The sequence below is a fragment of the Asticcacaulis sp. AND118 genome (assembly GCF_020535245.1).
In the GTDB taxonomy this organism is placed as follows: Bacteria; Pseudomonadota; Alphaproteobacteria; order Caulobacterales; family Caulobacteraceae; genus Asticcacaulis.
In genome coordinates, this window is sequence record NZ_CP084911.1 from 870,996 (window position 1) to 897,974 (window position 26,979).

At 62.7% G+C, this 26,979-nt stretch carries 27 protein-coding genes and 1 tRNA gene; 12 read left to right on the forward strand and 16 right to left on the reverse strand.

From position 1 onward, the window contains the following. The first annotated feature begins 52 nt into the window (after window positions 1–52). Complete coding sequence (locus tag LH365_RS17245) at window positions 53–571, forward strand: hypothetical protein (protein ID WP_226745795.1); 519 nt, start codon at window positions 53–55, stop codon at window positions 569–571. Here LH365_RS17245 and LH365_RS17250 read toward each other — a convergent pair. Further along, entirely contained in the window at window positions 558–3,938 is a 3,381-nt protein-coding gene (locus LH365_RS17250) for a glycosyltransferase (protein ID WP_226745796.1), read from the reverse strand. The two genes, LH365_RS17245 and LH365_RS17250, sit on opposite strands and share 14 nt — an antisense overlap. A gap of 244 nt (window positions 3,939–4,182) precedes the next feature. Between LH365_RS17250 and LH365_RS17255 the strand changes: the two genes are divergently transcribed. Both LH365_RS17255 and LH365_RS17260 read left to right on the forward strand, forming a co-directional pair. Then, window positions 4,183–5,439, forward strand: a complete 1,257-nt coding sequence (locus tag LH365_RS17255) for a pectate lyase (protein WP_226745797.1) — start codon at window positions 4,183–4,185, stop codon at window positions 5,437–5,439. Between the two features lie 724 nt (window positions 5,440–6,163). Next, window positions 6,164–6,918 (forward strand): IS5 family transposase gene (locus LH365_RS17260; RefSeq protein ID WP_370639726.1). Its coding sequence is split into 2 segments (ribosomal slippage): window positions 6,164–6,482 and window positions 6,482–6,918, totalling 756 coding nucleotides; the frame shifts between segments, so codons are not numbered across the junction. A gap of 255 nt (window positions 6,919–7,173) precedes the next feature. Here LH365_RS17260 and LH365_RS17265 read toward each other — a convergent pair. The 6 genes from LH365_RS17265 to LH365_RS17290 form a co-directional block, all read right to left on the reverse strand. Then, the gene (locus tag LH365_RS17265; protein ID WP_107870445.1) at window positions 7,174–7,359 is read right to left on the reverse strand and encodes a hypothetical protein; all 186 of its coding nucleotides are present in this window, start codon (window positions 7,357–7,359) and stop codon (window positions 7,174–7,176) included. Between the two features lie 184 nt (window positions 7,360–7,543). Next, window positions 7,544–8,230, reverse strand: coding sequence for an NnrU family protein (locus tag LH365_RS17270; protein WP_226745798.1), 687 nt, complete (start codon window positions 8,228–8,230; stop codon window positions 7,544–7,546). Window positions 8,231–8,243: 13 nt separating this feature from the next. Next, entirely contained in the window at window positions 8,244–8,963 is a 720-nt protein-coding gene (locus LH365_RS17275) for a hypothetical protein (RefSeq protein WP_226745799.1), read from the reverse strand. A 94-nt stretch (window positions 8,964–9,057) separates the two neighbouring features. Beyond that, window positions 9,058–9,651 (reverse strand): hypothetical protein, encoded by a 594-nt coding sequence (locus LH365_RS17280; protein WP_226745800.1) that lies wholly within the window; start codon window positions 9,649–9,651, stop codon window positions 9,058–9,060. A 105-nt stretch (window positions 9,652–9,756) separates the two neighbouring features. Continuing rightward, window positions 9,757–10,548: an exodeoxyribonuclease III gene (gene xth, locus LH365_RS17285; protein ID WP_226745801.1), complete on the reverse strand. Its 792-nt coding sequence runs from the start codon at window positions 10,546–10,548 to the stop codon at window positions 9,757–9,759. Window positions 10,549–10,599: 51 nt separating this feature from the next. Further along, window positions 10,600–12,537: a patatin-like phospholipase family protein gene (locus LH365_RS17290; RefSeq protein WP_226745802.1), complete on the reverse strand. Its 1,938-nt coding sequence runs from the start codon at window positions 12,535–12,537 to the stop codon at window positions 10,600–10,602. 92 nt (window positions 12,538–12,629) lie between these two features. Between LH365_RS17290 and LH365_RS17295 the strand changes: the two genes are divergently transcribed. Beyond that, entirely contained in the window at window positions 12,630–13,028 is a 399-nt protein-coding gene (locus LH365_RS17295; protein ID WP_226745803.1) for a DUF1489 domain-containing protein, read from the forward strand. A 19-nt stretch (window positions 13,029–13,047) separates the two neighbouring features. On the opposite strand, the gene panC is transcribed toward LH365_RS17295, so the two are convergent. Further along, window positions 13,048–13,920 carry a pantoate--beta-alanine ligase gene (gene panC / locus LH365_RS17300; RefSeq protein WP_226745804.1) on the reverse strand — a complete coding sequence of 291 codons (873 nt, stop codon included), beginning with the start codon at window positions 13,918–13,920 and terminating at the stop codon, window positions 13,048–13,050. Window positions 13,921–13,976: 56 nt separating this feature from the next. Here panC and LH365_RS17305 point away from each other — a divergent pair, with 56 nt between their 5' ends. From LH365_RS17305 to LH365_RS17320, 4 genes are all read left to right on the forward strand, one after another. Beyond that, entirely contained in the window at window positions 13,977–14,708 is a 732-nt protein-coding gene (locus LH365_RS17305; protein WP_226745805.1) for an SPOR domain-containing protein, read from the forward strand. A gap of 90 nt (window positions 14,709–14,798) precedes the next feature. Next, the gene (locus tag LH365_RS17310) at window positions 14,799–16,433 is read left to right on the forward strand and encodes a phosphatidylglycerol lysyltransferase domain-containing protein (protein WP_226745806.1); all 1,635 of its coding nucleotides are present in this window, start codon (window positions 14,799–14,801) and stop codon (window positions 16,431–16,433) included. Window positions 16,434–16,439: 6 nt separating this feature from the next. Next, a complete protein-coding gene (locus LH365_RS17315) occupies window positions 16,440–17,048 on the forward strand; it encodes a response regulator transcription factor (protein ID WP_226745807.1) in 609 nt (202 codons plus the stop codon). 3 nt (window positions 17,049–17,051) lie between these two features. Further along, window positions 17,052–17,510: a hypothetical protein gene (locus LH365_RS17320; RefSeq protein ID WP_226745808.1), complete on the forward strand. Its 459-nt coding sequence runs from the start codon at window positions 17,052–17,054 to the stop codon at window positions 17,508–17,510. 14 nt (window positions 17,511–17,524) lie between these two features. Here LH365_RS17320 and sfsA read toward each other — a convergent pair whose 3' ends face one another. Then, entirely contained in the window at window positions 17,525–18,226 is a 702-nt protein-coding gene (gene sfsA / locus LH365_RS17325; RefSeq protein ID WP_226745809.1) for a DNA/RNA nuclease SfsA, read from the reverse strand. A 49-nt stretch (window positions 18,227–18,275) separates the two neighbouring features. On the opposite strand from sfsA, the gene LH365_RS17330 reads away from it, so the two are divergent. From LH365_RS17330 to LH365_RS17340, 3 genes are all read left to right on the forward strand, one after another. Then, the gene (locus tag LH365_RS17330; protein ID WP_226745810.1) at window positions 18,276–19,073 is read left to right on the forward strand and encodes a molybdopterin-binding protein; all 798 of its coding nucleotides are present in this window, start codon (window positions 18,276–18,278) and stop codon (window positions 19,071–19,073) included. A gap of 8 nt (window positions 19,074–19,081) precedes the next feature. Continuing rightward, a complete protein-coding gene (locus tag LH365_RS17335; protein WP_226745811.1) occupies window positions 19,082–20,527 on the forward strand; it encodes a M20/M25/M40 family metallo-hydrolase in 1,446 nt (481 codons plus the stop codon). Window positions 20,528–20,590: 63 nt separating this feature from the next. Further along, window positions 20,591–20,675: transfer RNA gene (locus tag LH365_RS17340), tRNA-Leu, on the forward strand. 194 nt (window positions 20,676–20,869) lie between these two features. On the opposite strand, the gene LH365_RS17345 is transcribed toward LH365_RS17340, so the two are convergent. The 4 genes from LH365_RS17345 to LH365_RS17360 form a co-directional block, all read right to left on the reverse strand. Beyond that, complete coding sequence (locus LH365_RS17345) at window positions 20,870–22,063, reverse strand: RNA polymerase sigma factor (protein ID WP_226745812.1); 1,194 nt, start codon at window positions 22,061–22,063, stop codon at window positions 20,870–20,872. A gap of 32 nt (window positions 22,064–22,095) precedes the next feature. Then, window positions 22,096–22,452, reverse strand: a complete 357-nt coding sequence (locus tag LH365_RS17350; protein ID WP_226745813.1) for a YciI family protein — start codon at window positions 22,450–22,452, stop codon at window positions 22,096–22,098. A gap of 33 nt (window positions 22,453–22,485) precedes the next feature. Then, window positions 22,486–22,878 (reverse strand): hypothetical protein, encoded by a 393-nt coding sequence (locus LH365_RS17355; protein ID WP_226745814.1) that lies wholly within the window; start codon window positions 22,876–22,878, stop codon window positions 22,486–22,488. Window positions 22,879–23,091: 213 nt separating this feature from the next. Further along, entirely contained in the window at window positions 23,092–24,033 is a 942-nt protein-coding gene (locus LH365_RS17360; RefSeq protein WP_226745815.1) for a sodium-dependent bicarbonate transport family permease, read from the reverse strand. Between the two features lie 103 nt (window positions 24,034–24,136). On the opposite strand from LH365_RS17360, the gene LH365_RS17365 reads away from it, so the two are divergent. Then, the gene (locus tag LH365_RS17365) at window positions 24,137–25,015 is read left to right on the forward strand and encodes a LysR family transcriptional regulator (RefSeq protein WP_226745816.1); all 879 of its coding nucleotides are present in this window, start codon (window positions 24,137–24,139) and stop codon (window positions 25,013–25,015) included. Between the two features lie 130 nt (window positions 25,016–25,145). Here the strand turns inward: LH365_RS17365 and LH365_RS17370 are convergent, their stop codons facing one another. From LH365_RS17370 to LH365_RS17380, 3 genes are read right to left on the reverse strand one after another with little or no spacing between them, the layout of a single operon-like run. Beyond that, complete coding sequence (locus LH365_RS17370; RefSeq protein WP_226745817.1) at window positions 25,146–25,793, reverse strand: NrsF family protein; 648 nt, start codon at window positions 25,791–25,793, stop codon at window positions 25,146–25,148. Beyond that, on the reverse strand, window positions 25,787–26,455 hold the full coding sequence (locus tag LH365_RS17375) for an NrsF family protein (protein WP_226745818.1): 669 nt from the start codon (window positions 26,453–26,455) through the stop codon (window positions 25,787–25,789). Before LH365_RS17375 ends, LH365_RS17370 begins: the two co-directional genes overlap by 7 nt. Continuing rightward, on the reverse strand, window positions 26,448–26,972 hold the full coding sequence (locus tag LH365_RS17380) for a sigma-70 family RNA polymerase sigma factor (protein ID WP_226745819.1): 525 nt from the start codon (window positions 26,970–26,972) through the stop codon (window positions 26,448–26,450). Before LH365_RS17380 ends, LH365_RS17375 begins: the two co-directional genes overlap by 8 nt. Between the last annotated feature and the right edge of the window lie 7 nt (window positions 26,973–26,979).

Below are 26,979 nucleotides of genomic sequence, written 5' to 3' on the forward strand. Positions count from 1 at the left end.
GCTAATGAGAATTATTCGCAAATAATTTCTGCCCCGGAGGTTGCCTTTTCTCATGCGTCAGACCCCGACTCCTCCTCACATATCGCCCGTATCGCCTCAGGGCCGCGACCTGCGCAGTCTGCGTTATGCCGAGCATTTCCTGACCTGGGCGCTGCGCACCTCGGTCGCCTGTTCCCCGCACTGCCGCATGTTGCAGCGGGAGTTCGTCCACGCCTTCGGGCCGGAGCCGTCGGAAGGCCTGCGCGCCTTTCACGGTTGGCTGCTCGCTCTGTCGCGCGGGCGGCGGCGTCTGGAGATCGGCCGTCCGGGCCTGATTACCCTGACCCGCGACGAAGAGATGCTGCTCAGTCTCCTGACGGCGGCCCAAACAGGCGAGGCCGGACGCTTCACCGCTCAGGCGCGCTTCATTATGGGGGCCGAGCCGGGCGAGGCGCTCTACGCGGCTGCCCACGCCCTGATGGACCTGATGGACCGGCGCGGCCACGGTTTGCCCATACCTAAAGAATCTAGGCGCGACCTGCCCGCCGTCACGCCCTGCGCCGGGCAGGCGCCCCGGCTCAAAGCGGTTTAGCGGATGCGGCGGTCACCCGCCCGCTGCGCTCCAGCTTGCCCCAACCGACGGCCAGCCCGCGCCCGGCCGAGGCCAGCGCCTTGAGCACCACATAGTACATGATCTGGCGGTAGACGAAGCGCTGCGACAGCAGCCAGAAGACGGGATAGCGCGTTTCGCGCGGCTCCAGCAGATAGGCGATGCCGCCGCACAGGGCGTCGATGACGATGAAGACCGCCCAGTAGATCAGCATACGCCCCAGCGTGCCGTCGGTCTGGGCCAGCCCGTGCTGGCTGATCGTCCACGCCGTCGCCACGATATTGACCATCAGCGCCAGATCGATCAGCGGCGAAATGACCGAAAAGCCGATCTGAAACACCCAGGCCTGCGGCAGGCCGATGCGCGCCAGCCCCTTCGGCTGGCCTTCGCGCAGGATGCGCCGGTGCTTCCACAGGCATTGCAGCGTCCCGAAGGCCCAGCGGTAGCGCTGCTTGATCAGGGCCGCGAAGCTTTCCGGCGCTTCGGTCCACGCCACGGCGTCCTGATCGTAGGCCACGGCCCAGCCCTGGCGCTGAATGGCGATGGTCAGGTCCTGATCTTCGGCCAGCGTGTCGTGCGGATAACCGCCGACGGCCTCCAGCGCCGTGCGCCGCCACGCCCCGACCGCGCCGGGCACCACCATCATCGCCCCGAAAACGGCCAGAGCCGAACGCTCCAGATTCTGCGCCGTGACATATTCCACACCCTGCCAGCGGGTGACGAAGTTGAAGCGGTTGCCGACCTTGGCATTGCCGGCCACCGCCCCGATTTCCGGACGGACGAACCAGCGCACCAGCCGGGCAATGGTTTCCGGCTCGAACTGCGTATCGGCGTCCAGCGCGATGATGATTTCGCCCTGTGCCCTTGCGATGCCGGTATTGACCGCCGTGGCCTTCCCCGCATTGGCCTGCGTGATCAGGGTGACGCGCGGGTCGCCGGCGAAGGCGCGAGCGACGATGGTGCTCGTCTCGTCTTTGGAGCCGTCATCGACCACCACGACCTCCAGCTCGACACCGGTGCTGGTCAGGACGCGGCGCACCGAGGCTTCGATGACGCGGGCCTCGTTATAGGCCGGGATGATGACGCTGACCCGGCGTGAGCGGACAAAGGCGGCGATCCCGCCTTCCGGCGTTTCCGTGGGCGGGTCCATATGGCCGCTGTAGTCGGCCCAGATGGCCATGACGCTGAGGGCAATCGCCCGCGTCACCCCCAGCACGATGGCGGCGACGAACAGCCCTTGCAGGGCCACCGTGCCCCAGGCCAGCAGCATGAACAGGCCGATATCGAAGCGCACGGCGGCGAGGTCGCTGCCCGACAGGGCGGGCATGGCCCGCGCCGTCGGCAGGCCGGTCAGGCCGCTGACCGTGGTGAACTGATAGCCCTGCGCCTTCAGGGCGCGGATGAGGCGGGGCAGGGCGTCGATGGTCTGCTGGCGGTCGCCGCCGGAATCGTGCAGCAGCACGACCTGACCCGAACGGCAGTTATTGGCATCGGCGCGGCAGGCGTCGGACGCCGCGCTTTCGGCCCCGGCGGCCACGCCTTTGAGCACATTGTCGATGATGGCCTGCGTCCCCGGTCGTTGCCAGTCCTCGGAATCGACGTGCAGGCCGACGCTGGTATAGCCCATGCGCTGCGCCAGAAGCGCCGGGCCCAGTTCGTTCTCGGTCGTCGGCTCGGCGTCGCCGAAATAGGGGGCGCGCACCCAGCGCAGCGAACGGCCCGTATAGGCTTCGACCACGCGCTGGGTCGAGTTCAGTTCGACCCTGGCCCACTCTGCCGGGATGGTCGCCATATTGGGGTGGGTATAGGTGTGGTTGCCCAGCTCATGCCCCTGCGCCAGCATGGATTTGAGCAGGAAGGGATGGCCCAGCGCCTTTTCGCCGACGACGAAGAAGGTGGCGGGCACCTGCTCGGCCTTGAGGATTTTCAGCACCTTGGGCGTCCATTTCGGGTCGGGACCGTCGTCGAAGGTCAGGGCGATCCAGCCCGGCCGGAAGCCGGTGCGCCGCACCACATAGGGCGTCGGCAGGCTGTCATAGGTCTGGTCCTGCGCCACCCGCTGGGCGTCGAAGACGACGCGGCGGCGGCCCAAGGTCGGGGTGGCGGCGATGCGCAGCACTTCGCCCGCGCCTTCGACATCGACATTGCCGGCGGGTTTCAGCGTGGCGAGATCAGGCGTGCCCTGCCCCTGAAAGCGGGCGAAGTCCTGCCACACGCCGGGGTCTTCCGAGCCGAGCCGCCACAGGGCCACGCCATAGGCATCGGTGTCGTGCACGGTCAGCAGCTGATTCCACGCGCTGACGGCATCGAGCATCCAGATGTCGTGGTTGACCCCGTTCTCCTGATAGGCAAAGCCGCTATTGCCCGTGTCGCGGTCATAGGTCACCGCAGCGTCGGAATCGTGGGCGATCAGCCACGCGTCGCCGACGGTCAGCACGGTCGTCCCGGCCTTCGACCAGTCGTAAGCGTAGTTGCCAATGCAAACGATGGCCTTGTCGGCGGGCACAGCCTTCATGGCGGCGCTCAGACGGGCCTCGAACCAGTCCTGCGCCGCGATCGGCCCGGCGGTATCGACCATGGAGTGCTGATCGTAGACCATTAGGAACAGCTTGTCCGCCGCATGGGCGAAGGTCGTCAGGTTCCACGCCGGATCGTCGACCGGCGCAGTGGCGGTGACAAGATAGCCTTCGGCCCCCAATCGCGTACGGGCCTCTTTCAGGAACGCCAGATAGGGTTTGAGCGCAGCGGGCTCCAGATTCTCCAAATCGAAGACGACCCCTGCCGACTTCTCGCGCTTCAGCGTGTCCTCGACCTGCGTCAGCAACCGCGTCCGCGCCGCGGCATCGGTCAGCAGCCGACGGGTATTCTCGCGCTCGAAGCCTTCGCGCCAGGTGTTCTGAACCATGGTCAGCAGGGCCGGGGGCTTCTTCGCCGCCGCACGGGCCTTCTGGAAGCGGAGATCGGGTTGATAGACATAGGCGTGCTGCGGGCCGCCGACACTGGCGAAGGCGCCGATGACCACATCCATCTCGCTGGCGTGAGCCTCAAAGGCGGCGCGGCTGCCGTCGTCCCACGGCACGTAGAAGGCCACGATCTTTTGCGGCGCGCCAGCGTGACGGGGCGCGAGGCGCAGGTGGTGCGGATGGCGCGCATCGTGCGTGCGAAAGGCCCAGCGCGCCGGTCGGGCATAGTCCATATGCAGGTCGAGATCGCGCGGCACCGGCACGAACAGGATCGACAGGATCAGCCCCAGAAACAGCAGGGTGGCGGCGGCGGCCAGCGCGATAACGCCGATCAGGGTCGCCTTGTTGCGCTTGCCCGACGGATCGTAGAAGACCGGTGTTTTCATCGCCTGAACGCCTTGCCCGCTATGGATATAGTCGCGGAGATGAGCCCGCTTCGTGTCAAAATTGAGATACGTACAATCGTTTTCCTGACGATTTTCAGACCTGCGGCGGGTTGTCGCACCTTCACCGGATCCCCTCATAAGTTAACGCTACCGCTGGCGACGGAAACCGGTTACCCTGACCGTACATCCCGCAGGCCGGACACACCGGCCGCGCCAATGACACGCTGAAGACAGAGCGGACCCAATGCCAGACTTCCCCCATCGCCGCGCCCTTCTGGGCGGCCTGATGACCGTTGCGGCCTTTCCGGTCAAGGCCGCCGAAAAACCGGCGCTCATCAAGGTGACGACGCTCGATCCCGACGGACCCGGCTCGCTTAAGGCCGCGCTGGAAACCAGGGGCCCGCGTATTGTCGTCTTCGAAGTCGGCGGAGTCATCGACCTCGAAAAAGCCACCCTGCGCATCCGCGAACCCTTCGTCACCATTGCCGGAGAGACCGCACCGGCACCTGGCATCACCCTCATCAAGGGCGGGGTCAGCGTCCTCACCCATCACGTCGTCATCCGCCATATCGCCGTCCGCCCCGGCGCCGCGGGCATGGCGCAGAAATCGGGTTTCGAACCGGACGGCCTGTCCTGCACGACGGCTCATGACGTGGTTATCGAACATTGCAGCTTCACCTGGGCGGTGGACGAGGCTCTGTCGGCTTCGGGTCCGCGCTTCGAAGGCGCGACGCCTGACGACTGGCGGCGCAACACCTCTCACAGTATCATCTTTAGAAACAACCTGATCGGCGAAAGTCTTCATCACGCCAGCCATTCCAAAGGTGCGCATTCGATGGGCTCCCTGCTGCACGATAACGTCACCAATGCCCTGCTGATCGGCAACCTTTACGCCCATAACAATGAGCGGCATCCGCTGATCAAGGGTGGGGCGCAGGCCGTGGTCGTCAATAACGTCTTCGTCAACCCCGGTTCGGCCTGCGCGCAATATACGCTGGTTGAGGAACAGTGGGCGGGCCGTGAGGCCATCACCGGGAAGCTTTTGCTGCGCAGCAATGTCATGCGCAGCGGGGTTAATACGCGCAAAAACCTCGGCCTCCTCAAATTCGGCGGGGCAGGGGATCTCGACTTGCACGCTGCCGACAATATCGCCACCTATCTGGACGGCAGCGCCGCCCCGACCATCGCCTATTATCAGGCCCGGCCTGACGGTCATGAGGACAGTGGCCCCTACCGCCCCAAGGGTGTGATCCGCGCCATGCCAAAGGAGGTTTTGATGCCGCAAGGCCTGAGCCTGCGCCCCGCCGCTGATGTCGAAGCCCATGTCTACAAGACCGCCGGCGCCCGGCCGTGGGCGCGCGACGCCATCGATGCCCGGATCGTTGCCGAGGCGAAGGCCGGGAAGGGCCGCATCATCGACAACGAAGGCGAAGGCGGCGGCTATCCACAGCACAGGTCGACCCGCCGCGTATTCCGCGACTCATACCTTATGAAAATATAATAAAAACAAAAAGAAATGCCCTGAAGTTACGTCTCTGCCTGCCCCTGATTCTGGCGGCGGCCCTGCCGGCTTTTGCGCACCTTCGACCATACCCATCTGGGTCGCGAAGCGCGGACCTCTTCGCCGGCCTTTTCGCGTAAACTCGCCCACGACGTTGCCAATTTACGAAATAATTTAGTACTTTAAGCTCAATTTTTAAGATACGAAAAGGCAGAAGATTCCGGGGTCAGTTGACCCCGGACCCCGTTAATGGTGCACGAATGACACGGGCTGAGCGTGTGGGTGAGACTGTAAAATTTAACCACGGAAAACACGGAAAGCACGGAAAGGGAGCAAGTGGCAATTTCGGCGCGAAGCGCCTGCAACCCAGTCTGCTGCACAATGATCAGGGCCCTTCGGGCAAGATCGGTCCCAAAGCCTTTCCGTGCTTTCCGTGTTTTCCGTGGCCAAACCCTTCCTTTCTTAACTGGTATCCAGCGGAAAGATGTCGGGCCAGAAGTCATTGAGATATTCGCGTGGAAAGGCTTGGAGCGTTCTCAAAATGCCTTTGCGGGTGCAGCATATAGCCGAGGCGGTCGCCATAAATCACTTCGATGTCCTCATCCCGGATCAGACCGTAGTCATGATCGATCCACGCAATGTTCTTAGGCTCAGGCCCTATTAATTAACACGAGGGATTCCCAAAGGGTGGGTGATGTGATTCACTTTTGGAAGGAGGTGGATCATGGATGAAGTGTTTTTGCTGTCTGAGGTGCAATTCAACCGGATACGCCGGTATTTTCCGTTGTCGCACGGCGTTCCTCGCGTGGATGATCTGCGCGTGGTCAGCGGGATTATTTACGTTATAAAACATGGTCTTCAGTGGAAGGATGCCCCCAAGGGCTATGGTCCGCACAAGACGCTTTATAACCGTTTCATGCGCTGGAGCCGGATGGGCGTTTTCAATAGGGTTTTCACCGCTCTGGCCTCGCAGGCTGGTGATCCGGAGCAACTGATTATCGACGCCACGCATCTCAAAGCCCACCGCACCGCAGCCAGTCTGCTAAAAAAAGGGGATTTCCCCGCCTTCTCGGACGCACCAAAGGCGGCCTGAACTCCAAACTTCATGCGGTTACCGACCCGCGCGGCAGGCCTATCCGCCTGTTGCTGACCGCCGGACAGGTCAGCGACTTCAAGGGCGCAGCCTTGTTGTTGGATACACTGCCCAAAGCAAAAACTTTGCTGGGCGATCGGGGATATGACGCCAACTGGTTCCGTAACGCTCTGAAAGGTAAGGGAATAAATCTCTGCATCCCTTCAAAGCGTAATCGAAAAGTTCAGATCGAGCATGACAAAATACTCTATAAGCAACGCCATAAGGTCGAAAACATGTTCGCCAAACTCAAGGACTGGCGGCGCGTACACACTCGATACGACCGCTGTGCCCACACTTTCTTCTCTGCCATACTCATCGCCGCTACCGTCATCTTCTGGCTCTGATCAATGAGTCCTGAGCCTAAGGTAAAGGCTTAAAAAAAATCAGCGCAAGCCAACCCGCGCATTGTAATGCCGCGCCAATGATGAAGAAGCCTTCTGCAAAGACTAGCGTACTGGGGTTTATAAAAAACAGACTTCCAAAAATACTTTTGTGGGAGATTGCTAAAACCTGAGTGCCGGAAAAAGCGATAATCGGGGCAAAAACAAACAAAACCCTTTTGAGGCTACGGCGTCCTGTGTTTGAGCCGAATGTCATCCTTACCGGCTTTTGAAAATGACCGCGAAGGCCAGCACGGCATAGCCGGCCCCCATAAGCACGTACTTGTACTGGGTCATGAAGTCGACGCCTTCGCCACCGAACGGGCGGAAATAGCCGATCAGGCTGGCGAACACGAGGGTCACCGAGATCAGGAACAGCAAGATTGTGGTTGCCGTCAGTTTCATGAAATACCCGCGCGTCGTCCCCGGTTCCGCTTTGTACCCGCAGTTATTCAAACATTTGTGATGAGATCAATGGGGCGTTAAGGATTTTTTTGCGGCGTTGCGCCGAAGCCGGGAAGTCGCGTGTCACCATTCACTTCTGACGCGAATACGATAGTCATTTGCAAAGTTTGTTGCAGGCCGAGGCCTACAGGGCCGGGCGCAGGAACAACAGTTCGTGCAGCACCACCAGACAGGTGAAGCACGAGGTCGCCACCATGACGCGCAGCACGCCCAGTTCCGACGGTTCGAAGCTGACGCGTTTTTGCGCGATGGCGACGAAGGGCAGGATCGAGGTCGTTTTCATGATGGCGCGATAGCTTTCGCCGTAACGGATTTCACGCTTGCGGTCGATGCTGTTGGCCCCCAGCAGGCTGAGCGCTAGAAGCGTGCCGAAAAAGACCCACGACGCCAGCGTGCCGGTGGTAATCAGGTGCGTGGCCGCCAGAAGCGCGATGCCTGCCAGCACCGGGTGGCGGCTGATGCGGATGATGCCGCTGACCGGACGCTCCGGCATCCTGTTCAGCGAGCCGAGCGCGGTCGGACTGGGGCTCAACATGCCGACGATGATCAGCATCAGACTGATAAAGTTGATGCCGAAGGCGCCGATCTTCAGGGCGAAGGGCGCGGACCACAGGTGCAGATTGGCCGGGTCGCCGCGCGCGCCGTAATAGGCGGCGATCATCCAGAAGAAACCGATAAGCGACAGCAGGCCGAACAGGGCGAAATAGGATCGCGTGCCGATGGCGCCGATCATCTGCTCCCTGAGGTCGGAACCGGACACCAGAATATGAATCAGGATGAAGAAGGCGCAGGCCAGAGCCAGGGTCCACATACGAAAATTCGCCTTACAGGTACTGGATCATGGGGGCGTTCAGGACATCTCCGTCCTTGGGCGCGGGCTTGGGGGCCGGGGGTGGCGCGTCGTCGTCATCCTTGTCGTCAGTGCGATGGTCATGCACGGGCGGCTTAGGTTCGGGGGCCGGCGGTGGGGGAGGCGGCGCGGGTGGCGTCAGTTCTTTTTCGATGTCGGCCAACGGCTTACGGATGATGGCTTCGACGTGATAGAACCAGCGGCGTGAGGTTTCCATGGCGGCGCGCGGGCCTTCGGCGCGGGCGGTCAGGGCGTCGTTCGGGTCCCACAGGATCAGCTCGAAATCGGGCTTGGACGGATCGTTGAACATCAGGCGGATGGTCACGCGATCAACCTGCGGTGCGATGTCGTCGAACATCTTGTGCGCGCCGCCGCGGATGATGCGGGCGGCGACCTTGTTATTGACGAAGACTTCCATGCCGATCAGTTCGGCGATGCTGTAGATGCGTGTCGGCACCTTGCCGAACTCACGCACGATGACGCAGCGATTGCCGAGATAGGAGAGGGCGGCGGCGGCCTTGCGCGCCGGCTCGATCGAGACCACGTCGGCCTTTGCGCCGTTCAGCGCTTCGGCGACCTCGTCTTCGAGTTTCTTTGGGGCCTCGACGCGCGAATCCCATACCCGGTAAAGGATGAGCAGGATGGCCAGGGCGGCTGCCGTCAGGACGATGATGGTCGGCAGATACTGGTTCACGGCGCAGGCGTTCAACCCCCAAAAACGAATAGACCGGGCATATTAACCACGAAACGGTGCCGCCGTTAAGGGCTCGCACGCCACAGGTGTGGATTTAATCGCGCTGTTCGTTGTCGTCCGTTTCGGGCTCAGGCTTTGTGGCGCGGATCGGCTGGGCCCTGGGCGGCGTGCGCTTGATCACCGCATCGACGTGAGACAACCATTTCCGGCCCAGTTGCACGGCTTCGGAAGCGCTCTTGGGATAGGCGGGATTGGTCGTTATGTCACCAAATAGGGTGATCTCGAATTCCGGCGTTTCCACGTCGTTGAAGATCAGCCGCAGCACGACGCGCGACGCGCCGGGATAGGTTTCTTCCAGCACGCGGCGCGGTTCGCCCTTCTGCGTGCGGGCGACGACGCGCTCATCGACGATCAGTTCGGCGCCCTCGATCTCGTCGAAAGTGAAGACCAGGCCGTGGCGCCCCAGATCCCACAGGATGGCCAGATCGCCGTGGGTGAAGTCGAGGCCGGCGGCCTTGCGATTGCCGGTGTCGAAGACGATGGCGTCAGGGGCCTTGCCGATGGCGGCGGTCAGGCCGCGCGTCAGCCGGCGCGTGCTCTCGTACCACCACAACGCGCCCGACGCGAGGAGCGTCAGAAGCAGGGCCGCAAAGGCAAACCACAAGATGACGCGGAAGGCTTCTTCCATCACACCGTTACACGACCGACATTATGCTTAACCGAGTCTTACCGGCCGCGGGTTAAGAATAGGTTTTTACCATCATACCTCCCCAGCCTGCGGGGGGGTATGATTTTAGATGTCCAGTTCGACACCCACCGGCACGTGGTCCGAAGGCTTGGCTTCGTCGTGGGTGCGGCCGCGCGCGTCCTTGTGGATTTCAAAGCCTTTCAACCGGTCGGCGGCCTGCGGCGACAGCAGGTGATGGTCGATGCGGATACCTTCGTTCTTCTGCCACGCCCCGGCCTGATAATCCCAGAAGGTGTAGCGGTTGCCTTCGGGCGGCAGCAGGTCGCAGGCGTCGCTGTAGCCGAGGTTTTTCAGAGCCTGATAGGCGGCGCGGGTTTCGGGCTGATAAAGCGCATCGTCCAGCCACGGCGATTCGCGGTAGAGGTCGGCCTTGGTCGGGATGGTGTTGAAATCACCCGACAGGATGCTGATTTCCTCGAAGGCCAGTATCTCCTGCGCCCGCGCCTGCAGGCGCTTATACCAGCGGTGTTTGTAGCTGTATTTATCGGTGCCCATCGGGTTGCCGTTGGGCAGATAGATAGAGGTGACGCGCACCGGCACCGGCCCGTCGACCACGGCTTCGATATAGCGCGACTGCTCGTCTTCGGGCTCACCCGGCAGACCGCGCACGACGTCGGTCAGCGGATGTTTCGACAAGAGGGCGACGCCGTTCCACGTCTTCTGGCCGTGCACGGCGGCATTGTAGCCCAGCCGCTCGAAGGCTTCATACGGAAACTTCTCGTCGAGGCATTTCAGTTCCTGCAGGCCGCAGACATCGGGCTGGGTTTCCTCGAACCATTCCAGAATCAGGGGCAGGCGCGCATTGACCGAATTGACGTTGTAGGTGAAGATTTTCATGTCGGACCTGCTGAGTTGTGGGGAGGGTTTAGCTCGCTTCGCTGCGCGCCGCTACATCTTCGGCTGCGGTTTTTTCGGCCCCTTGAGGAAGCGCGGCAGGGTCACGCCCTGTGGCTTCAGGGTGTATTTCAGCTTGTCGGGCCGCGGCGGGGTGATGAAGCTGTCGTCAGGCGTGAAGGCCGGGATATTGGGGTGCTGGCTGAGGCCCAGCTTGCGCAATTGCGTCACCGGATGCTCAAGCTGCGCCAGACTCTGGACGCTGGTCTGATAACCCGATTCTACCGCCAGATCGTAGGCGTGCCATTCGCGGATTTCGACGCCTTCGGGCTCCGGGATGATCAGCAGGTCGCAGGCCAGCCGGCTTTGTTCGAGGTCGGCCGCCGTGGTGATGGTCGCCGAACGCATCAGGATCGAGACGATGGGCGGGCCTTTGCGCCAGTCGCCTTTGAGGAACCAGGTCGGCAGACTCCTGGGGACCTCGACGCTCTTGGGGTCGATGCCCTTGGCGCGGGTGACATCGACGCCGATAACGGTCCCCAGGTGCGAATTGCGCATCATCAGGGCCGGGAAGGAGCGCATCACCGCCCCGTCGACCAGCACCTGATCATCCTCAACCACAGGGGGCATGACGCCCGGCAGCGAGATCGAGGCGCGCAGGGCCTGTCGCAGTCTTCCGGTCTTGTGCACCTTGATCGTGCCGGAGGTCAGGTTGGACGACAGACAGAAGAAGGGCAGGGGCAGGTCTTCGATCAAGACCTCGCCGAAATGCTGCTCCAGCCGTTCATCGACCTTGCGCCCGGCGGTGAGGGCGACGAAGGGAAAGGTGACGTCGTCCAGCGGCGAGGAGACGACGAAGGCCTCGCGGATGTGCGCGTCTATTTCGGCGTCGGACCAGTCGAGCGCCACGCAGCCGCCGATAATTGCGCCCATGGACGAGCCGCAGATGAAGTCGATGGGGATGTGCGCTTCGCGCAGGGCCTGCACCGCGCCGATGTGCGAAAAGGCCCGCGCGCCGCCGCCGGAAAACACCACGCCGATCGAATGGCCGGTGACGATGCGGGCGATGCGGGCAGCGTCGGACAGCGCATTTTCGCCGATATGGAACCAGCGCGCGGGTTTGAAGGCATCCAGCCAGTCGCGCGTATGGGCGATGATCTTGCGCCCGTCGGGTTCCTGCGCCTGAACGAGGATCAGGTCCGGCGCGCGTTGCAGCCCCAGCGGATCGAGCAGTTGCGAGTCTTCGAGGCTCAGCGTGCTGGCCGGCAGGCGGGCGGGGTCGCTGTGCGGACGCTGCGAATGGTCGCGGGCGTCGGCGATCCAGAAGGTGTGATCGACCTGACGCGAACTGAGCAGCCGCCAGTGGCTTTCCGGCTTTTCGGCAACGTGAAGGACATAGTCGTTACTGGCCTCGGCCTCGGCGAAGATGTCGGCGCCGGTGCCGTGATTGTCCTTATCGAGCACGGCGACGCGATAGCCCAGAGCGCGGACCTGTTCGGCGATGCGCTCGACCAGCGGGCGGATGACGATGTCGTTCAGGGCGAAGAAGGCGAAGACATTGGGCGTGTTGTGACGGCGGCCTTCGCGCGGGGTGCCGGAACGGGCGCGCTCGATCATCTGCTTCGACAAGGCCAGAAGCACGTCCGGCGCGGCCTCTATGGCCTTGAGGAAGTCGGCTTTCGGCAGCACCATCAGTTCGCAGTCGCGCAGCGCAATGACGGTCGAGGTGTGCGGCGTGTCGGCGATCAGCGACATTTCGCCGACCGGCTCGCCCGGCTTGATCACGCCGATCAGGTGCAGGCCCTGCTGGTCATCGTCGTGGCGAAAAACGCCCATGCGTCCGGTGCGCAACAGGTAGAGGTGATCGGAATCGTCGCCCGTGCTGAACAGCCGCGTGCCGCCGGTGAGGGTGATCCAACTGGCGGCCTTCAGCCCCGAAGGCGTGTTGAACAGTCGGGCGAGGGCGGCTTCGAGAGAGGTGTCTTCCGCCATGCGGGCAGGCCTTGAATTATGAGTCTCGCCTCAATAGATAGCCCCGGTAGGCGGTATTGCCAATGTGGTTAAAAACGCGGAGCTTGGGTAGTATGAGCGTCAATCTGGTCAAGCTGTGCGTCGGGGCCGATACGGTCGAGGATCTGCTGGAATGGGAGCAGGGGCATAAGACCCGCACCATCCATACGCGCCAGACGCCCAAGCGCGCCGAGGAACTGCTGGATGGCGGGTCGCTCTTTTGGGTGATCAAGGGGGTGATTCTGGTGCGCCGTCCGATCCTCGCCATCGATACGGTCGAAGGCGAAACGCCGCAGTGCCTGATCACGATCTCTACCGAACATATCCTGACCGAGCCGCAGCCGCGTCGCCCGTTTCAGGGCTGGCGCTATCTGGAGACGAAGGACTCGCCGCGCGATCTGCCGCGCGGCGCGGGGGGTGAGGAACTGCCGGCGGACCTCATCGCGGCGCTGCGTGACGCGGGGGCGTGGTGAACCAGGGCGTGTCTTGAAACTAAACCGCGATATTGTCGATCAGGCGGGTCTTGCCCAGCCAGGCGGCGGCCAGCAGGCGCAGGTTCGTCGTCTGTGCATCGGCAACGGCCAGCGTATCGGCGTCGCGTAGATCCACATAATCGACCGGACCGAAACCGGCGGCCAGCAGGTTCGCCTTCGCCGCTTCGAGTGCCGCTGCACGGTCGCCGCCCGAACGCACGGCCTCGGCCACGGCGTTCAGTTCGACAATCAGGCGCGCCGCCGTCTGGCGCTCATCGGCACTGAGGTAGGCATTGCGTGACGACAGGGCCAGACCGTCGGCTTCGCGCACCGTCGGCATCCCCACCACCGCCACCGGCAGGTCGAGGTCGCGGACGAAAGTCTTGACGACCTGAAGCTGCTGATAGTCCTTTTCGCCGAAGACGGCGACGTCGGGCTGCACCTGATTGAACAGCTTCATCACCACGGTGGCCACGCCATCGAAGAACTGCGGGCGGAAGCTGCCTTCCAGTTCGCGCGCCGGGCCTTCGATATGGACGGTCGAGGCAAACACGGCCGGGTACATGATATCGACGGTCGGCAGGTAGAGCAGGTGGGCGCCGACGCTTTCCAGCAGTTGCGCGTCGCGGTCTTCGGTGCGCGGATAGCGGTCGAAATCCTCATGCGGCGCGAACTGTTTGGGGTTGACGAAGACCGACACCACGACGACGTCGCAGAGGGTTTTGGCGTGACGCACCAGCGCCAGATGCCCCTCGTGCAGTGCGCCCATGGTCGGCACGAAGCCCACGCGCAAACCCTGTTTACGAAAGCCGGCGACGGCTTCGCGCAAGGCGGCAAGGTCGCGGACGCGAGGGAGGGCCAAAGAGGCGTTATTTGCGACGGAGGTAAGCATGGGCATTAACCAAAATTGCTAACGACGATTTAAACGGCGTGTGCAAGAGTGCGGGTATGCGCTCTGCTCTTTCCGTTCCAAGACTGGCTCTGCTGACGGTCGCCTTCGTGGCGGCCGGGCTGTCGGGTTGCGACATGCCCAAGGGCGACGGCAAGGATTTCCAGCGGATGGCCGCGCGTTTAGCGGAAATCGACATCGAAGGAAAGGGTGACGAAGCGTCATCCGCCCCAGAGTCTTCTTCTGCTTCGTCGTCTTCGGCCACGCGCGAGGCGCAACTGGAACTGGCCTTCGAGACGGCGAAGGAACTGACGACCGGTAAGGACGGGCTTCTGGCCGCGGTGCCGAAGGGCGAGGGTGGCAACCTGATCCGCATCGTCAATCCGCTCGATATGGAGCGCCCGGACGCCGATACGCCGCTCGAAACGGGGCCCGGTCTCAGAGGCGCGCCGCCCGTTGAGGTGGCGCAAGCGCCCGTGGAAACGCCGGCAAAGCCCGCGCTCCTCCCCAAAACGGCTCCGGCGCGTCCGGCGGACAACGGCATCGAACAGAGGGTGCGCAGCGTTCAGGTCGGCTCGTTCAGTTCGCGCGCAGGGGCTCAGGCCGCCTGGGACGCTCTCAGGGCACGGCATCCGGGCCTCGACAATTTCAAGCCGATCCTGCAGCCGGTGACCGCTGACGGCAAGGCGCTGGTGCGTCTGCGCATCGGGCCGGTTCATTCGACCGAGCAGGCCGAGCGCCTGTGCAGCCAGCTCGACATCCGCGACGCCTGGTGCCGCAAGGCCGGATAGGTCTTTATCCGCGGGCATCTGCCTCATGGCGGGTAAAATCGCTGGCGAAAACGTTTTTGGCGAATCCCTGCGTCCTGTAAGGTGCCGCGCATGAAGCACCGGAAAGACATCAAGGGTCTTGTGCTCGACACCGCCATTGTGGCCGTGCCGAAGCTGCTGGCCGTGCTGATGATGCTGGCCGGGGCGTTCCTGCTGGCTTCCGTCCTGTCGCCCATCGATCCCGAAGCCATGCCCTTCGTGCGTCAGTGGCTGCCCTTGCAGGTGGTCGAGCTGTCGCATCTGGCCGGCGTGGCGACCGGCGTGCTGCTGATCTTTGCGGCGCGCGGTCTGTGGGAGCGGCTGGATTCGGCGTGGTACATGGCGCTGGGGCTGCTGGTGGCCGGGGCCATATTGTCGATGACGCGCGAACTGGCCGTCGGCGTAGCCGAGGTGATGATACTCTGCGCCCTGATCCTGCTGCCGTGCAAGCGCGCCTTCAACCGCCGCTCGCGCATACTGACTTTGACGATCAAGCCCGGCTGGCTGCTGATCACCGCCACCCTGCTGCTGCTGATCGCCTCGGCGGGCTTCTACTTTTATGAGCGCACGCCCTATGCCCATGAGCTGTGGCAGCGCTTCGCCTATGAGGCCAGCGTGTCGCGCTTCCTGCGCGGTCTGGTGGTCATCGCCCTGACCGTGGCGCTGTTCGCCCTCTATCGCCTGTTCGGACTGGCCAAGGCTACGCCGGACCTGCCCGACGACGAGGATATGGAAGATCTTCGCGGCGTGGTGGAACTGGCGCAGGACCCGCAGGCCTGGCTGGCCCTGACCGGCGACAAGCATATATTATGGAACGAGGACCGCACGGCTTTCGCCATGTATGGCGTGTCGGGGCGTAGCTGGGTCGTGCTGTCGGCCCCGGTCGGTCCGCCGGAAGAGGTGGAGAAGCTGGGCTGGCGGCTGAAGGAGATGGCGGCGCTGGCCAAGGCCAAGCTGTCGGTCTACCGCGTGACGACCGAGTTCCTGCCGCTGGTCATCGATTTGGGGCTAAGACCGTTCAAGATCGGGGAGGAGGCGCTGGTGCCGGTGCAATCCTTCGATCTGGCCGGCAAGAAGGGTTACGGCTTCCGGCAGGTGTGGCGCAAGTTCGAGCAGATCGACGCGCAGTTCGAAGTGCTGCGTCCTGAAGAGATCGAAACCCACATGCCGCGCCTGAAGGCTATTTCCGACGCCTGGCTGGAAGAGAAGGGCGGCAAGGAAAAGGGCTATTCGCTCGGCTATTTCGATCCGGACTATATGCGCCTGACGCCGATTGCCGTCATCCGTATCAATGGTGAGATCATGGCCTTCGCCAATCTGTGGGCCGCCCATGCGCGCACGACACTCAGTCTCGACCTGATGCGTTACGCGCCCGACGCGCCGCCCAACATAATGGAATATCTCTTCCTGCGGCTGATTTTCCACGCCCGCGACGAAGGCTATCAGTGGTTCAGCCTCGGCATGGCGCCGTTGAGCGGGCTGGAAGCGCGGCCGCTGAGCCCGGCGTGGTACAAGATCGCGGCCCTCGTCTACGCCTATGGCGGCGAGGTCTATAATTTCGACGGGCTGCGCGCCTACAAGGAAAAGTTCAAGCCTGTGTGGAAGCCCATCTATTTCGCCGTGTCGGGTAATGAGACGGCTCTGATGCCGGCGCTTCTGGCGGTGGTGCAACTGGGCGGGCGCGTCGAAAAAGCCAAAGACGCCTGAGTTCTTATGACCATACCCGATCCGCAGACCGAGACACACCACGCGCTGGCGCACCTGACCATCCGTCAGAAGCAGATCCTGCGCCTGATTGCCGAGGGGCATCAGGCCAAGGAGATCGCGCGTCTGATCGGTATCGGCGAGCGCACGGTCAAGACCCATACCGAAGCCGCGCGCAAGCGCCTCGATGTCGCCACCAGCCGCGAAGCCGCACGCTGGCTGGTGGCGGCGGAGAAGTCGTTTCCCATCGGTCCCGAAGACCGACGGCCGTCAGGACCGATGGCGGATGCTCCGGATTCAGCGGCAATCTCCGTCTCAGTCCAACAGACTCAGCATGCCGCCGGGGGGGTGGGGGATTTCGCGGATGAAGCAGGGGGCCGTCCCGTCCCTGAGGTCATCCGCGAACCCGATGCCGCCCCAGGGGTCGTTCAATCGACCGCCTCGGCGGCGCTTTTTTTCCAGCGTTTGAATATCTGGCTCGCGCGTCTCAATCCGTTGTCCCTGCTCGGCCTGATCCTGACCGTGGCGCTGGGGGCGACCGTGTTGGTCAGCGGCCTGATCTTCGCCATTGTCGGTTCACTCGAAGCCCTGCAGCATCTGGTCCGTTACATCCGCTGACTCATGAACCTCGTTGAATTCCTGTGGTATTGGGGCGGCACGCTGGGATCTTTACTGATCATCGGCGTGGCCTTCTGGCGCGGCGGGCGGTACGAGCGTTTCGGGGCGGCGGTGTTTCTGGCGGCGCTGATCCTGACCTGGATATTGAACAGGCCGGGGGTGGGGTTCGAGCCCGCGGTGATGATGGTCGATACGATCACCTGCGTCATCTATGTCGGGCTGGCGTTACAGGCGCGTCGCGTGTGGACCCTGTTCATGGCCGCCTTTGCGCTGAACACCGTCCTGTCGCATCTGATCATCCTGCTCGATCCGGGCGTCGACCTCTATGTCTACGTCACCGGGATCGGCCTGTGGGGCGGTTACGGCCTGATGCTGGCGCTGGCTGGCGGCGTGTGGGAGCACCGTATGCTTGAGCGCTTGCCGAAAAGTGGGACGCACTTTTCGGATAAAAAAGCGCGCTAATTTAAAGACCGGGCTCAGAGCATTTCCAGAGCGCGACTGTGGGCGATGCCTTCATCCGAGACGGTGAAGGCGTGGGCCAGAAACTCCACGCCTGCCGCGCGCGCCGCCGCATAGGCTTTTGCAAACCCCGGATCGAGATCGCGCGCCACGTCGAAACGGAAGACATCGTCGCGCTGAACGCAGAAGACGACCACGGCGCGGTCGCCGGCCTCGACCCGGTCGATCAGTTCCATCAGGTGCCTGGCTCCGCGTTCGGTGACGCAGTCGGGAAACTCCGCAAGCCCCGGCACGCGGCTGTAGTGAACATTTTTTATTTCGACCCACGCATCGGACAGGGTGGCGTGGTCCTGCAACAGCCAGTCGATGCGCGAATTGTGCCCGTATTTGACCTCCGGCCGCATGACCGGATAGCCGCGCAGTTCAGGGACCTGCCCCTCGCGGATGATCTGCGGAATCAGCCGGTTGGGCCACTGCGTATTGACGCCGACCCAGGTCTCGCCCTCGCGCAGGGCCTCCAGCCGCCAGCCCAGCTTCTTGGTCGGATCGATGATCCTGGTCAGGCGTGCGGGCGTACCTACGCCCAGTAAACCCAGCATCTTGCCGGGATTGGGACAATGGCTTACGACGGTTTCACCCGTATCCAGTTCGACATCGGCGAAGAATCGTTTGTATCTCGACACCAGACGGCCTTCGATAAGCCTTTGCGCGAATTGCATGAGATGCCCTGACTTCCTATGTTCGGGGCTGTCATAAGGAGCCTGCATCATGACGGTCAATACAGAAAACCCCACCGCCGCCGTGGTCATCATCGGTGATGAAATCCTGTCGGGCCGGACGCAGGACACCAATGTCAACACGCTGGCCAAATTCCTCGGTTCGCTGGGCATCGACCTGATTGAGGTGCGGATGATTCACGACGATCCGGCGCAGATCGTGCGCACGCTGAACGCGCTGCGCAGCGCCGTCGATTACGTCTTCACCACGGGCGGCATCGGGCCGACGCACGACGACATCACCGCCGACTGCGTGGCGCAGGCCTTCGGCGTTTCGATCGACGAGCGCGAGGACGCGCTGAAAATCCTTCTCGACCGTTATGGCGGCGACGCCCGCCAACTCAATCCCAACAGCCGCCGCATGGCGCGTATTCCGGACGGCGCATCGCTGATCCTCAATCCGGTGTCGGGCGCGCCGGGCTTTCAGATCGGGAACGTTTTCGTCATGGCCGGCGTGCCGCGAATCATGGCCGGAATGCTCAACGATGTCGCCCCGCGCCTGCGTCAGGGCGAACAGGTGCAGGCGCGCACCGTCAAGGCGACCTACGTGCCCGAAAGTCTCGCTGCTGACATTTTAAGTACGCTCGACCGGCAATATGCCGATCTGTCGCTGGGGTCCTACCCCTTCGGCATCTTTCCGGAAGAGTTCGGCACGCAACTCGTCATCCGCGGCCGCAACCGTCAGGCGCTCGACGAGGCGTTCCAGGCCCTGCTCGACGGTCTGCCGGCGGTGGTGGAAAAGGCGCGTGAACGCTTCCCCGACGCCCGTTTTGAAGAGATTATCAGTTAGGATATCCGATGCCGCTCAAGGCCCTTCTGCTCATTACCGCCGCGCTGGGTTGCGCGGCCACGCCCGTTCTGGCCAAGCCGAAGGCGGAAACGCCTGCCACCGTCACCGAAACACCCGAAGTCATCGCCACGCGCCTGCGCGACGCCGCGCTGCAATCGAACGCCGCCTACGACTTCGTGGCGCAACTGACCACGCGCTTCGGCGCACGCCCGGCAGGTTCGGACTCCGAGCGCAAGGCGGCGGAATGGTCGGCGGCCGAGCTGAAAAAGATGGGCTTCGACAATGTACGCATCGAAACCTTTCCGCTGGTCATCTGGGAACGCGGTGCCGAAAGTCTCGAAATCACCGGACCCTTCGCACAAAAGATGGTGGTGACGGCGCTGGGCGGCTCCGGGGCGACCCCTCCGGGCGGCGTCGAAGGCGAGGCGGCCCTGTTCGAAACCTATGCTGAATTTATCGATTCCAAGGCCGATCTGACCGGCAAGATCGTCGTCATTCTGCAACCGACCGTGCGCACCCAGACAGGGCAGGGCTATGGCGTCAATTCCGGCTCGGTGCGGCGCAGCGGTCCGGAGGAGGCGAAAAAGCGCGGCGCGGTGGGCTATGTCATGCGCTCGCTGGGCACCGAAGATCACCGCTTCGCCCATACCGGTGCGACGCGCTTTACCGGTGTCGAAGGCCTGCCGGCGCTCGCCATCTCGCCGCCCGATGCCGAACAGTTCGAACGCCTGCTCAAGCTGCAACGCGCCGGCGAGGCCGCGCCGCTGAAACTGAAAATGGTCTCGACCCCGACTGTGCGCACCGGTGGTCAGTCGCAGAACGTCATTGCCGAGGTCAGGGGATCGAAGCGCCCGAACGAAATCGTCACCATCGGGGGGCATCTGGATAGCTGGGACCTCGGCACCGGGGCCATCGACGACGGAGCCGGGGTGGCCATAACCATGGCCGCCGCCAAGGTTATGATCGACCACAGTCTACGTCCCGAACGCACGGTACGCGTGGTCTTCTGGGGCTCCGAAGAGGTGTCGCAGCCGGGCGATCTGGGCCTGTCGGGCGCCAATGCCTACGCCCGGTCTTCGGCCAGCGACACCCATATCGCCGCGGCCGAATCCGACTTCGGCGCCGATGTCGTCTATGCGCTGGCCCTGCCCAGGACCGACTATGCGGACTTCAACAAGACGCTGGGCAAGGTGCTCTATCCGTTGAATATCTTCATCGCGCGTGAGGCGTCTACCGGCGGCGGCCCGGACACCAGCCCGCTCAACGCCAGGGGCGTGCCGGTATTCGACCTGCAACAGAACGGCACCGACTATTTCGACGTGCACCATACGGCGGACGATACGCTTGACCGCATCGATCCGCGCAAGCTGACCCAGAATGTGGCCGCCTGGGCGGCGACGGTGTGGATGATCGCCAACACCAATGTCACCTTCCAGCCGACCAACCGCAAGTAAAGAAAAGGGGCGGAAAACGTTTTACAGTTTTCCGCCCCTTGCTATAAGGGCCGTCCGGTTTTTGCGGGCATGGCGGAATCGGTAGACGCAACGGACTTAAAATCCGTCAGGGAAACCTATGCCGGTTCGAGTCCGGCTGCCCGTACCACTTCTTTTCTCAAAGTGACAAATAATAAGCCTGAACAGGCTTTGTCTACCCGTGATGTCAATCGTCGATTGGTAATTTTTGTTGGAATAGGTCCACGCGACACGTTCAACCGGATAGTCATATGCGGCAATAGGCAGGGCCGTTTTGCGAAATTGAGGCCGTCACTAAGCGCAGGGCGCGGTCTTGCCTCGCTCTTAGAGCGTCGATGCCAGGCTTTTGTGCATCAGATAGGCTCTGACTGCCGGGTCCGTCGTCAGGCCGATCGCCCGTTCCAGAGCGTAGGCGGTCTCTTCGCTGCGCGCCAGCCGCCTCAGCAATTCGGCCCGCGCCGCCCAGTAAGGTTGGTAATTGCGCACCCGCTCCAGGTCCAGTGTATCCAGCACCTCCAGCCCTTGTTCCGGTGTGGCGGCATTGGCCAGGGCGATGGCATAGGCCGTCTCGACCCCCAGAGACGGCGCCAGATGGCGCAGACTTACGTACAATTGAAGGATCGCGGACGAGAAATCGGTCCCCGTCAGTCGGGCGTCAATGTGCGCGTTCTGAATGGCGGCCATGATCTGGAACGGACCGATATGCCGGCCGGCAAAAGCCGCGTTAAGCAGCCGTGCGCCCTCGACCATGTCTTCGCGGCGCCACGTGGAGGTATCCTGTTGCGCCAAGGGGACATAGACGCCTTCCCGGCATCGGCTGTCGCGCCGGGCTTCGGAAAACAATAGCAGGGCGAGCAGGCCCAGGGCTTCCGGGGCGCGGCTGGACAGTTCCGCCGTGAGGCGGGCGAGGTCGAGACATTCGCGCGACAGGTCTTCGGTGCCAGCCCGCTGCCGGGCTTCGTCCCAACCTATGCCATAACCGGCATAGATGGCCCCGAGCACGCTGTGCAGGCGGGGAGCCAGGTCACGGGCTTCGGGAATGATGAAAGGTATGCGCGCGTCCCTTATCTTCGCCTTGGCGCGCGTCAGACGCTGGCTCATGGTAGACGCCGGCACCACGAAGGCACCGGCCAAACGATGGGCCTCGACCCGCATCACCGTGTTCAGCATCAGGGGCACGTGCAGATCGGCCGCGATCGACGGGTGCGCGCAAACGAACAACAGTTTCAGCCGTTCGTCGGGAAAGTCCGTCTCGAAAGACGCCTCGGCGACGGCGTCTTCGGGAATGAGCGCGCGCCTGTAATCATCGGCGGTTGCCCGCCGCCGGAAGGTATCGAGCACGTAGCGCCGGGCCACCTGATAAAGCCAGGCTTCAGGCACCCTTGGGATACCGCTGACAGGCCATGCCTTGAGCGCGGCTGAGAAAGCCGCGCTCAAGGCGTCCTGCGCCAGATCCAGATCGCGGAAACGGCTGCCCAGACGTGCAGCGATGAGGCCGGCGGACGACCGAAAGACCATCTCGATATCTCCGGCCGCCGCCGATCCTTGGGTCATTGCGGGGGAGGCGGCAGGCACGGGCGGATTTCGACGGAACCGCCCTTGGTCAGGGGGGCGCGGCGCGCCCATTCCAGGGCGGCGTCGAGGTCCGGCACGTCGATGACGAAGAAACCGCCGATCTGTTCCTTGGTGTCGATGAACGGGCCATCCTCCACGCGCTGGGCCGCGCTTTCGAAGCGGATCACCGTCGCCGATGACGGCGGGGTCAGGCCCGCGCCAGAAACGAATATCCCGGCTTCGCTGATGGCCCGCGAATACGCCATCCAGCCGCCCCAGTAGGCGCCGGCATTTTCATTGTCGCGATCGGCGAAACCGGCGTCGCTTTCCGCAATAAGGAGCATGTAGTGCATCTGTTTTTCCTTTTTTGTGCTGTACGCCGAAACTTAATGTTGAGCCATGGTGGGATTAGGCAATTCTTTGCGAACCTCTGTATGCCCGCCTGCAGCCAGAGGGACAAGGGCAGCGAGTCGTCTCGCGGCCTCATCGTCCGCCGCCTCGACCTGGAAATATCCGCTGAGGAGGGGCTGGCCCGTCGAAGTGGCGGCGGGGTCGCTCGCCACAGCCGCGCCGCCTCTCAGGGCGTTTTGCACCGCCAGTTGTGACGCGAAACGCGTGTAGGCCGTCCAATAGGCCTGCGCGCTTTTCGTTTTTTCGAGGCGATCCTTCAGAACCTGGGCCGGTTCGTAGACAAGGATGGTATATGGGGCGGCCTGTGCGGCCGTTGCGATAAGCGCTGCGACGACGGCGGCCGGTATAAAGGCAAGACGGGGTTTCATCTGGTTTCCTTTGGCTTTTCGAAAGCTCCGATCGGCTTCCGATAACCATGACGCGCGAACGCGTCCGGATTCGACAGGCGGATGAATTATTTTTCCTGTTATGACCCAACAGACCGATCCCACATCCAACGCGGTAGCGTCATGTTAGAGCTTTCGCTGTTTTCCGGCTTGCCAGGGATGGTAATAAATGCCCGCCTTGGGCGCGTTTCGCCCCTATTGACCGACCATGTAAAAGTAAAGGGGAATGCCTATCAGGATGTTGAAGGGAAAAGTCAGGGCGAGGCTCATCGGGATATAGATCGCCTGTTGCGCCTGCGGCAATGCCACGCGCATGGCCGCTGGAACAGCGATATAAGATGCTGAGGCGCACAGGACTGTAAACAGGAAGGCCGTTCCATCTTCCAGGCCGATGGCCCGACTGGCGATTACGCCGAGAAGGGCGCCTATCAGGGGCATATATATCCCGAAAGCCAGCAAGCTTAACGAGAACTGCCTGACGTGTCTCAGGTTCCGACTGACGGTCAGCCCCATGTCGAGCAGAAACAGGCAAAGGACGCCCTGAAACGGATCAATGAAAAGGGCGCTGACGCCGGTCAGCGTCTCCGATCCAAGAACCGCGCCGACGAGCAGGGAGCCGATGAGCAACAGGACCGCGCCGTTGGTGGCCGTCTCCGCAAGGAGGTGGCTGAACCGTTTCTGCGCGCTCTTTCCGCGCGCCAGCATCAGGCCGGAAACGATCGCCGGGGCCTCCATCATAGCGACTACCGCGACGATATAGCCTGCGAAGGCGACCTGATTCAGCTCCAGATAGCTGACGGCGGTGGCGAAGGTGACGATGCTGACCGACCCATAATGTGCTGCCGTTGCAGCCGCCGTCGGCCTGTCGAGCGAGGTGGTGAACTTCAAAAGCGCATAGCCGATCACGGGCTGGATCAGTCCAAACAGGACCCCGACGACGAGGGTTGCGGCGAATTCGAGCGTCATTGCGCCTTCGGCCCTGAGCGCCATACCGCCCTTGAGGCCTATAGCCATCATCAGGAAGATCGACAGGAACTGACTGATGCTGCGTGGCACGCTCAGGTTGGAGCGAACAAGACCCGCAAACAGGCCAAGACCGAAAAACAAAACCGGGGCCGAAACCATGCCCTGAACCAAGGAAAAATTCATCTTCACCTCCACTGGAGTGGCGGGTAGCGGAGTTGAAGTTATTCGTAAAATGGAATATTCTTATATTAATTATTCGATTTATAGATAACCGATGTCATTCAATACCGACAGTCAGACGCTGAAAGCCTTCATGGCGCTGGCCGAAACCCTGAACTTCACCCGCGCCGCCGATAAGGTGGGCCGCAGCCAGTCCGCCTTGAGCATGCAGATACGGCGCTTGGAGGACAGTGTCGGGCATGCCCTGTTTGAGCGGACGCAGCGCTATGTGAAGCTGACACATGAGGGGGAGATATTTTTGGGCTATGCCCGATCGATTCTGGACCTCCAGCGCGAAGCCTATTCACAATTGAACGCGCCGGAAATTGAGGGCGAGATCCGCCTTGGCACGCCAGAGGATTTTGCCACCCATTATCTCCCCGATGTTCTTGCCGCGTTTCGCACCCTGCATCCGCGCGTGCTGCTGAACGTTAGTTGCGACCTGACGCTGAACCTCATCAAGGCGTTCGAGCAGGGCCAGCACGATATTGTCTTGGTCAAACGCGACCCGCAGACGGTGGATGGCGGTGTTCGGGTGTGGCGTGAACCGCTGGTCTGGGTGACGGGAGAGACATTGAGGGGAGCGTCTGGCGGAGTCAATGACAAGGCGCTTACATTGGCCCTGTCCCCGCCGCCCTGTATCTACCGGGCCCGCGCTCTGGCGGCGCTGGCGCGTCAGGGCCGTAGCTGGCGCATAGGCTATACCAGCCCCAGCCTGACGGGCACCCTGGCGGCAGTGCGATCGGGGCTGGGGATCAGCGTTCTGCCCGCCAATATGATACCCAAGGGCGTCAGGGTGGTCGATCATGGGCTGGGCTTGCCTGATCTGGCTGATGCCGAGATCGCCATGTTGACCGCCGGCGGCCTGGGGCCGGCGGGCACTATGCTGGCGCGGCACATCATCGACAGCCTCGACCAGATGCGGGGGCATTAAAGGGCGCGGTTACCTCAGTGCGACTGAGACGGTCACACAGAATCCTGTGCGAGCTTGTTGAAAATGAACAGATCAGGCTTATCGGCGCTCGGTGTTTGTGCGTGTCGGGGCGCGAAATGGAAGCCGCTTGTCACAACGGACGAGTGCTTTCGATCAGCGCTGCAAACGCGATAGCCGGCGTGTAAACGCCGACCATGTAATACGGCTGATCCATAGGACAGTGCAGGGCATAGGCAGCGGCAGCAAGGGTGGCAAAGGCGATCGCCGTCATCAGCCTCAGTACCATCGGGTGGGAGGACGCGGTGAATTTCAGCCACACCGGATCCGCAAGCCTCATGCCCAGAAAGGTGGCGGCGAGGAGGGTGCCCGCACACAGGTTCGCCTGACCGAAACCGGGAGCAAAGGTCGCGGCCCAGCCCTCACGGGCGACCTCCAACGACGTGAGGCCCAATTGCCCAAGCGCAACGACCGGCAGCGGGGCCAGATCGCTCCAGTGTAAACGGCCTTCTGGTCTGGAGAGATCGACGACGACATGCAATGCGGAAAAACCGACCCACGCCCACATCAGAGGCTTCAGTATAGCTGTAGGCGGTATCCAGGCGCCGTCCTCAGCGCTGCGAAAAATATCTGGCCGTATCCCGTAGATGCTGAAAACAACTGCTAAGATCAATCCAGCGACGACGACGCTCAGAAGCAGCAGCCGCAGGGGATTGAGCGGCGTAACGGGGCGAAGATCGATTATGAGCCGCTCGATCGGGTCTCGCTGCGGCTCTACCATCTGAAGAGCCAGCGTCCGGCAAACCCGCCCAGAACAGCAGCCACCAGGTTGGGCGCCAGATAGATCAGCAGCAGATAGATCGGCGCGTCGTGGCCGCAATGCAGGCTGTAGGCGACGGTCATCAGTGCCGAGGCGGCAAACGCGCTCAGGGCGCCGAACAGGGAGGGATTGCCCGGCGCGGCGCGGCGCAACCACAGGAACCAACCGGCGCCGAGCCCGCCGAGCCCGCCGCTGAGAACGGTCAGGAAGCAGACCGAGGCGCCCCCCTTGAGGTCCGCCATGGCGGCCTGCCAGCCATGGACGACCAGTTCCGCGCCCGTCAGCGCCGCCAGTCCGCCGACCCCCAGCGCCAGAAGGGCGGTTTGAGGTTTATCTAACCGACCTTCCGGACGCGCCATCCCCTTCACCAGTCCCAGGGCCAATGCTGCCACGGCCATGAAAAACCCGGTCTTGGCGTAGGCGGACAGATTCTCATGCACGCGCCATTCGCCGACCAGCACGCGCATTTCGGGCCGTGCGCCATAGGCGGCCACGATAAGGACACTGGCCACGGTCAGGAACAGGGCCGCCCATAAGATCAGTCCGCGCGGGCTCAGGACGCTTACCGGGGCGGTCGCGCGGCTCAGATCCTCGATCAGGCGGTCGGTTTCAGGCTTACTCATCTTCATACACTTTCCGGGGCGTGCCGACGGCTTCCCGTAACTTTCTCAATCCTCTGTGGATGATGACCTTCACGGCGGCCACCGATTTGCCCGTCAGGCGCGAGACGTCGTCGAGGCTAAGCTCCTCCACCTTGTGCAGGCGGATGACACGGGCCTGTTCGACGGGCAGTTGCGATAAAAGAACCTGCACGTCGCGCCGCGCGATGGCGGCAGGCAGGCCGAGGCTGGCCTCGTCCACCGGTTCATTCTGTTCATCCAGCTCGACATGCACGTAACGGCCGTGGCGACGAACGTGGTCGATCAGCTTGTGCCGGGCGACCGCCGCGATCCACGGCATGAAGGGCGCGCCGGCATCGTAGGTATGGCGCTTTTCATGCACGCTGACGAGGGTAATCTGGATCAGATCCTCCGTATCCGGCGATTGCAGGCGCCGGCGAAAATAGGCCGCCAGCCACGGACGCAAGGCAGTGAGCAGGGCGCGGTAAGCCTCGGCGTCGCCGGTTTGCGCGGCGCGCATCTGTTCC

Bases quoted from the DNA above. Each gene is read 5' to 3' on its own strand.
- LH365_RS17365 (WP_226745816.1), top strand. From the start codon at position 24,137: ATGTCATTCAATACCGACAGTCAGACGCTGAAAGCCTTCATGGCGCTG.
- LH365_RS17305 (WP_226745805.1), top strand. From the start codon at position 13,977: ATGCGCTCTGCTCTTTCCGTTCCAAGACTGGCTCTGCTGACGGTCGCC.
- LH365_RS17290 (WP_226745802.1), bottom strand. From the start codon at position 12,537: ATGGCGGAAGACACCTCTCTCGAAGCCGCCCTCGCCCGACTGTTCAAC.
- LH365_RS17335 (WP_226745811.1), top strand. From the start codon at position 19,082: ATGCCGCTCAAGGCCCTTCTGCTCATTACCGCCGCGCTGGGTTGCGCG.
- LH365_RS17250 (WP_226745796.1), bottom strand. From the start codon at position 3,938: ATGAAAACACCGGTCTTCTACGATCCGTCGGGCAAGCGCAACAAGGCG.
- LH365_RS17270 (WP_226745798.1), bottom strand. From the start codon at position 8,230: ATGTGGACCCTGGCTCTGGCCTGCGCCTTCTTCATCCTGATTCATATT.
- LH365_RS17280 (WP_226745800.1), bottom strand. From the start codon at position 9,651: ATGGAAGAAGCCTTCCGCGTCATCTTGTGGTTTGCCTTTGCGGCCCTG.
- LH365_RS17330 (WP_226745810.1), top strand. From the start codon at position 18,276: ATGACGGTCAATACAGAAAACCCCACCGCCGCCGTGGTCATCATCGGT.
- LH365_RS17370 (WP_226745817.1), bottom strand. From the start codon at position 25,793: ATGGTAGAGCCGCAGCGAGACCCGATCGAGCGGCTCATAATCGATCTT.
- xth (WP_226745801.1), bottom strand. From the start codon at position 10,548: ATGAAAATCTTCACCTACAACGTCAATTCGGTCAATGCGCGCCTGCCC.
- LH365_RS17315 (WP_226745807.1), top strand. From the start codon at position 16,440: ATGACCATACCCGATCCGCAGACCGAGACACACCACGCGCTGGCGCAC.
- LH365_RS17265 (WP_107870445.1), bottom strand. From the start codon at position 7,359: ATGAAACTGACGGCAACCACAATCTTGCTGTTCCTGATCTCGGTGACC.
- LH365_RS17375 (WP_226745818.1), bottom strand. From the start codon at position 26,455: ATGAGTAAGCCTGAAACCGACCGCCTGATCGAGGATCTGAGCCGCGCG.
- LH365_RS17255 (WP_226745797.1), top strand. From the start codon at position 4,183: ATGCCAGACTTCCCCCATCGCCGCGCCCTTCTGGGCGGCCTGATGACC.
- LH365_RS17320 (WP_226745808.1), top strand. From the start codon at position 17,052: ATGAACCTCGTTGAATTCCTGTGGTATTGGGGCGGCACGCTGGGATCT.
- sfsA (WP_226745809.1), bottom strand. From the start codon at position 18,226: ATGCAATTCGCGCAAAGGCTTATCGAAGGCCGTCTGGTGTCGAGATAC.
- LH365_RS17380 (WP_226745819.1), bottom strand. From the start codon at position 26,972: ATGCGCGCCGCGCAAACCGGCGACGCCGAGGCTTACCGCGCCCTGCTC.
- LH365_RS17345 (WP_226745812.1), bottom strand. From the start codon at position 22,063: ATGGTCTTTCGGTCGTCCGCCGGCCTCATCGCTGCACGTCTGGGCAGC.
- LH365_RS17310 (WP_226745806.1), top strand. From the start codon at position 14,799: ATGAAGCACCGGAAAGACATCAAGGGTCTTGTGCTCGACACCGCCATT.
- panC (WP_226745804.1), bottom strand. From the start codon at position 13,920: ATGCTTACCTCCGTCGCAAATAACGCCTCTTTGGCCCTCCCTCGCGTC.
- LH365_RS17355 (WP_226745814.1), bottom strand. From the start codon at position 22,878: ATGAAACCCCGTCTTGCCTTTATACCGGCCGCCGTCGTCGCAGCGCTT.
- LH365_RS17350 (WP_226745813.1), bottom strand. From the start codon at position 22,452: ATGCACTACATGCTCCTTATTGCGGAAAGCGACGCCGGTTTCGCCGAT.
- LH365_RS17245 (WP_226745795.1), top strand. From the start codon at position 53: ATGCGTCAGACCCCGACTCCTCCTCACATATCGCCCGTATCGCCTCAG.
- LH365_RS17295 (WP_226745803.1), top strand. From the start codon at position 12,630: ATGAGCGTCAATCTGGTCAAGCTGTGCGTCGGGGCCGATACGGTCGAG.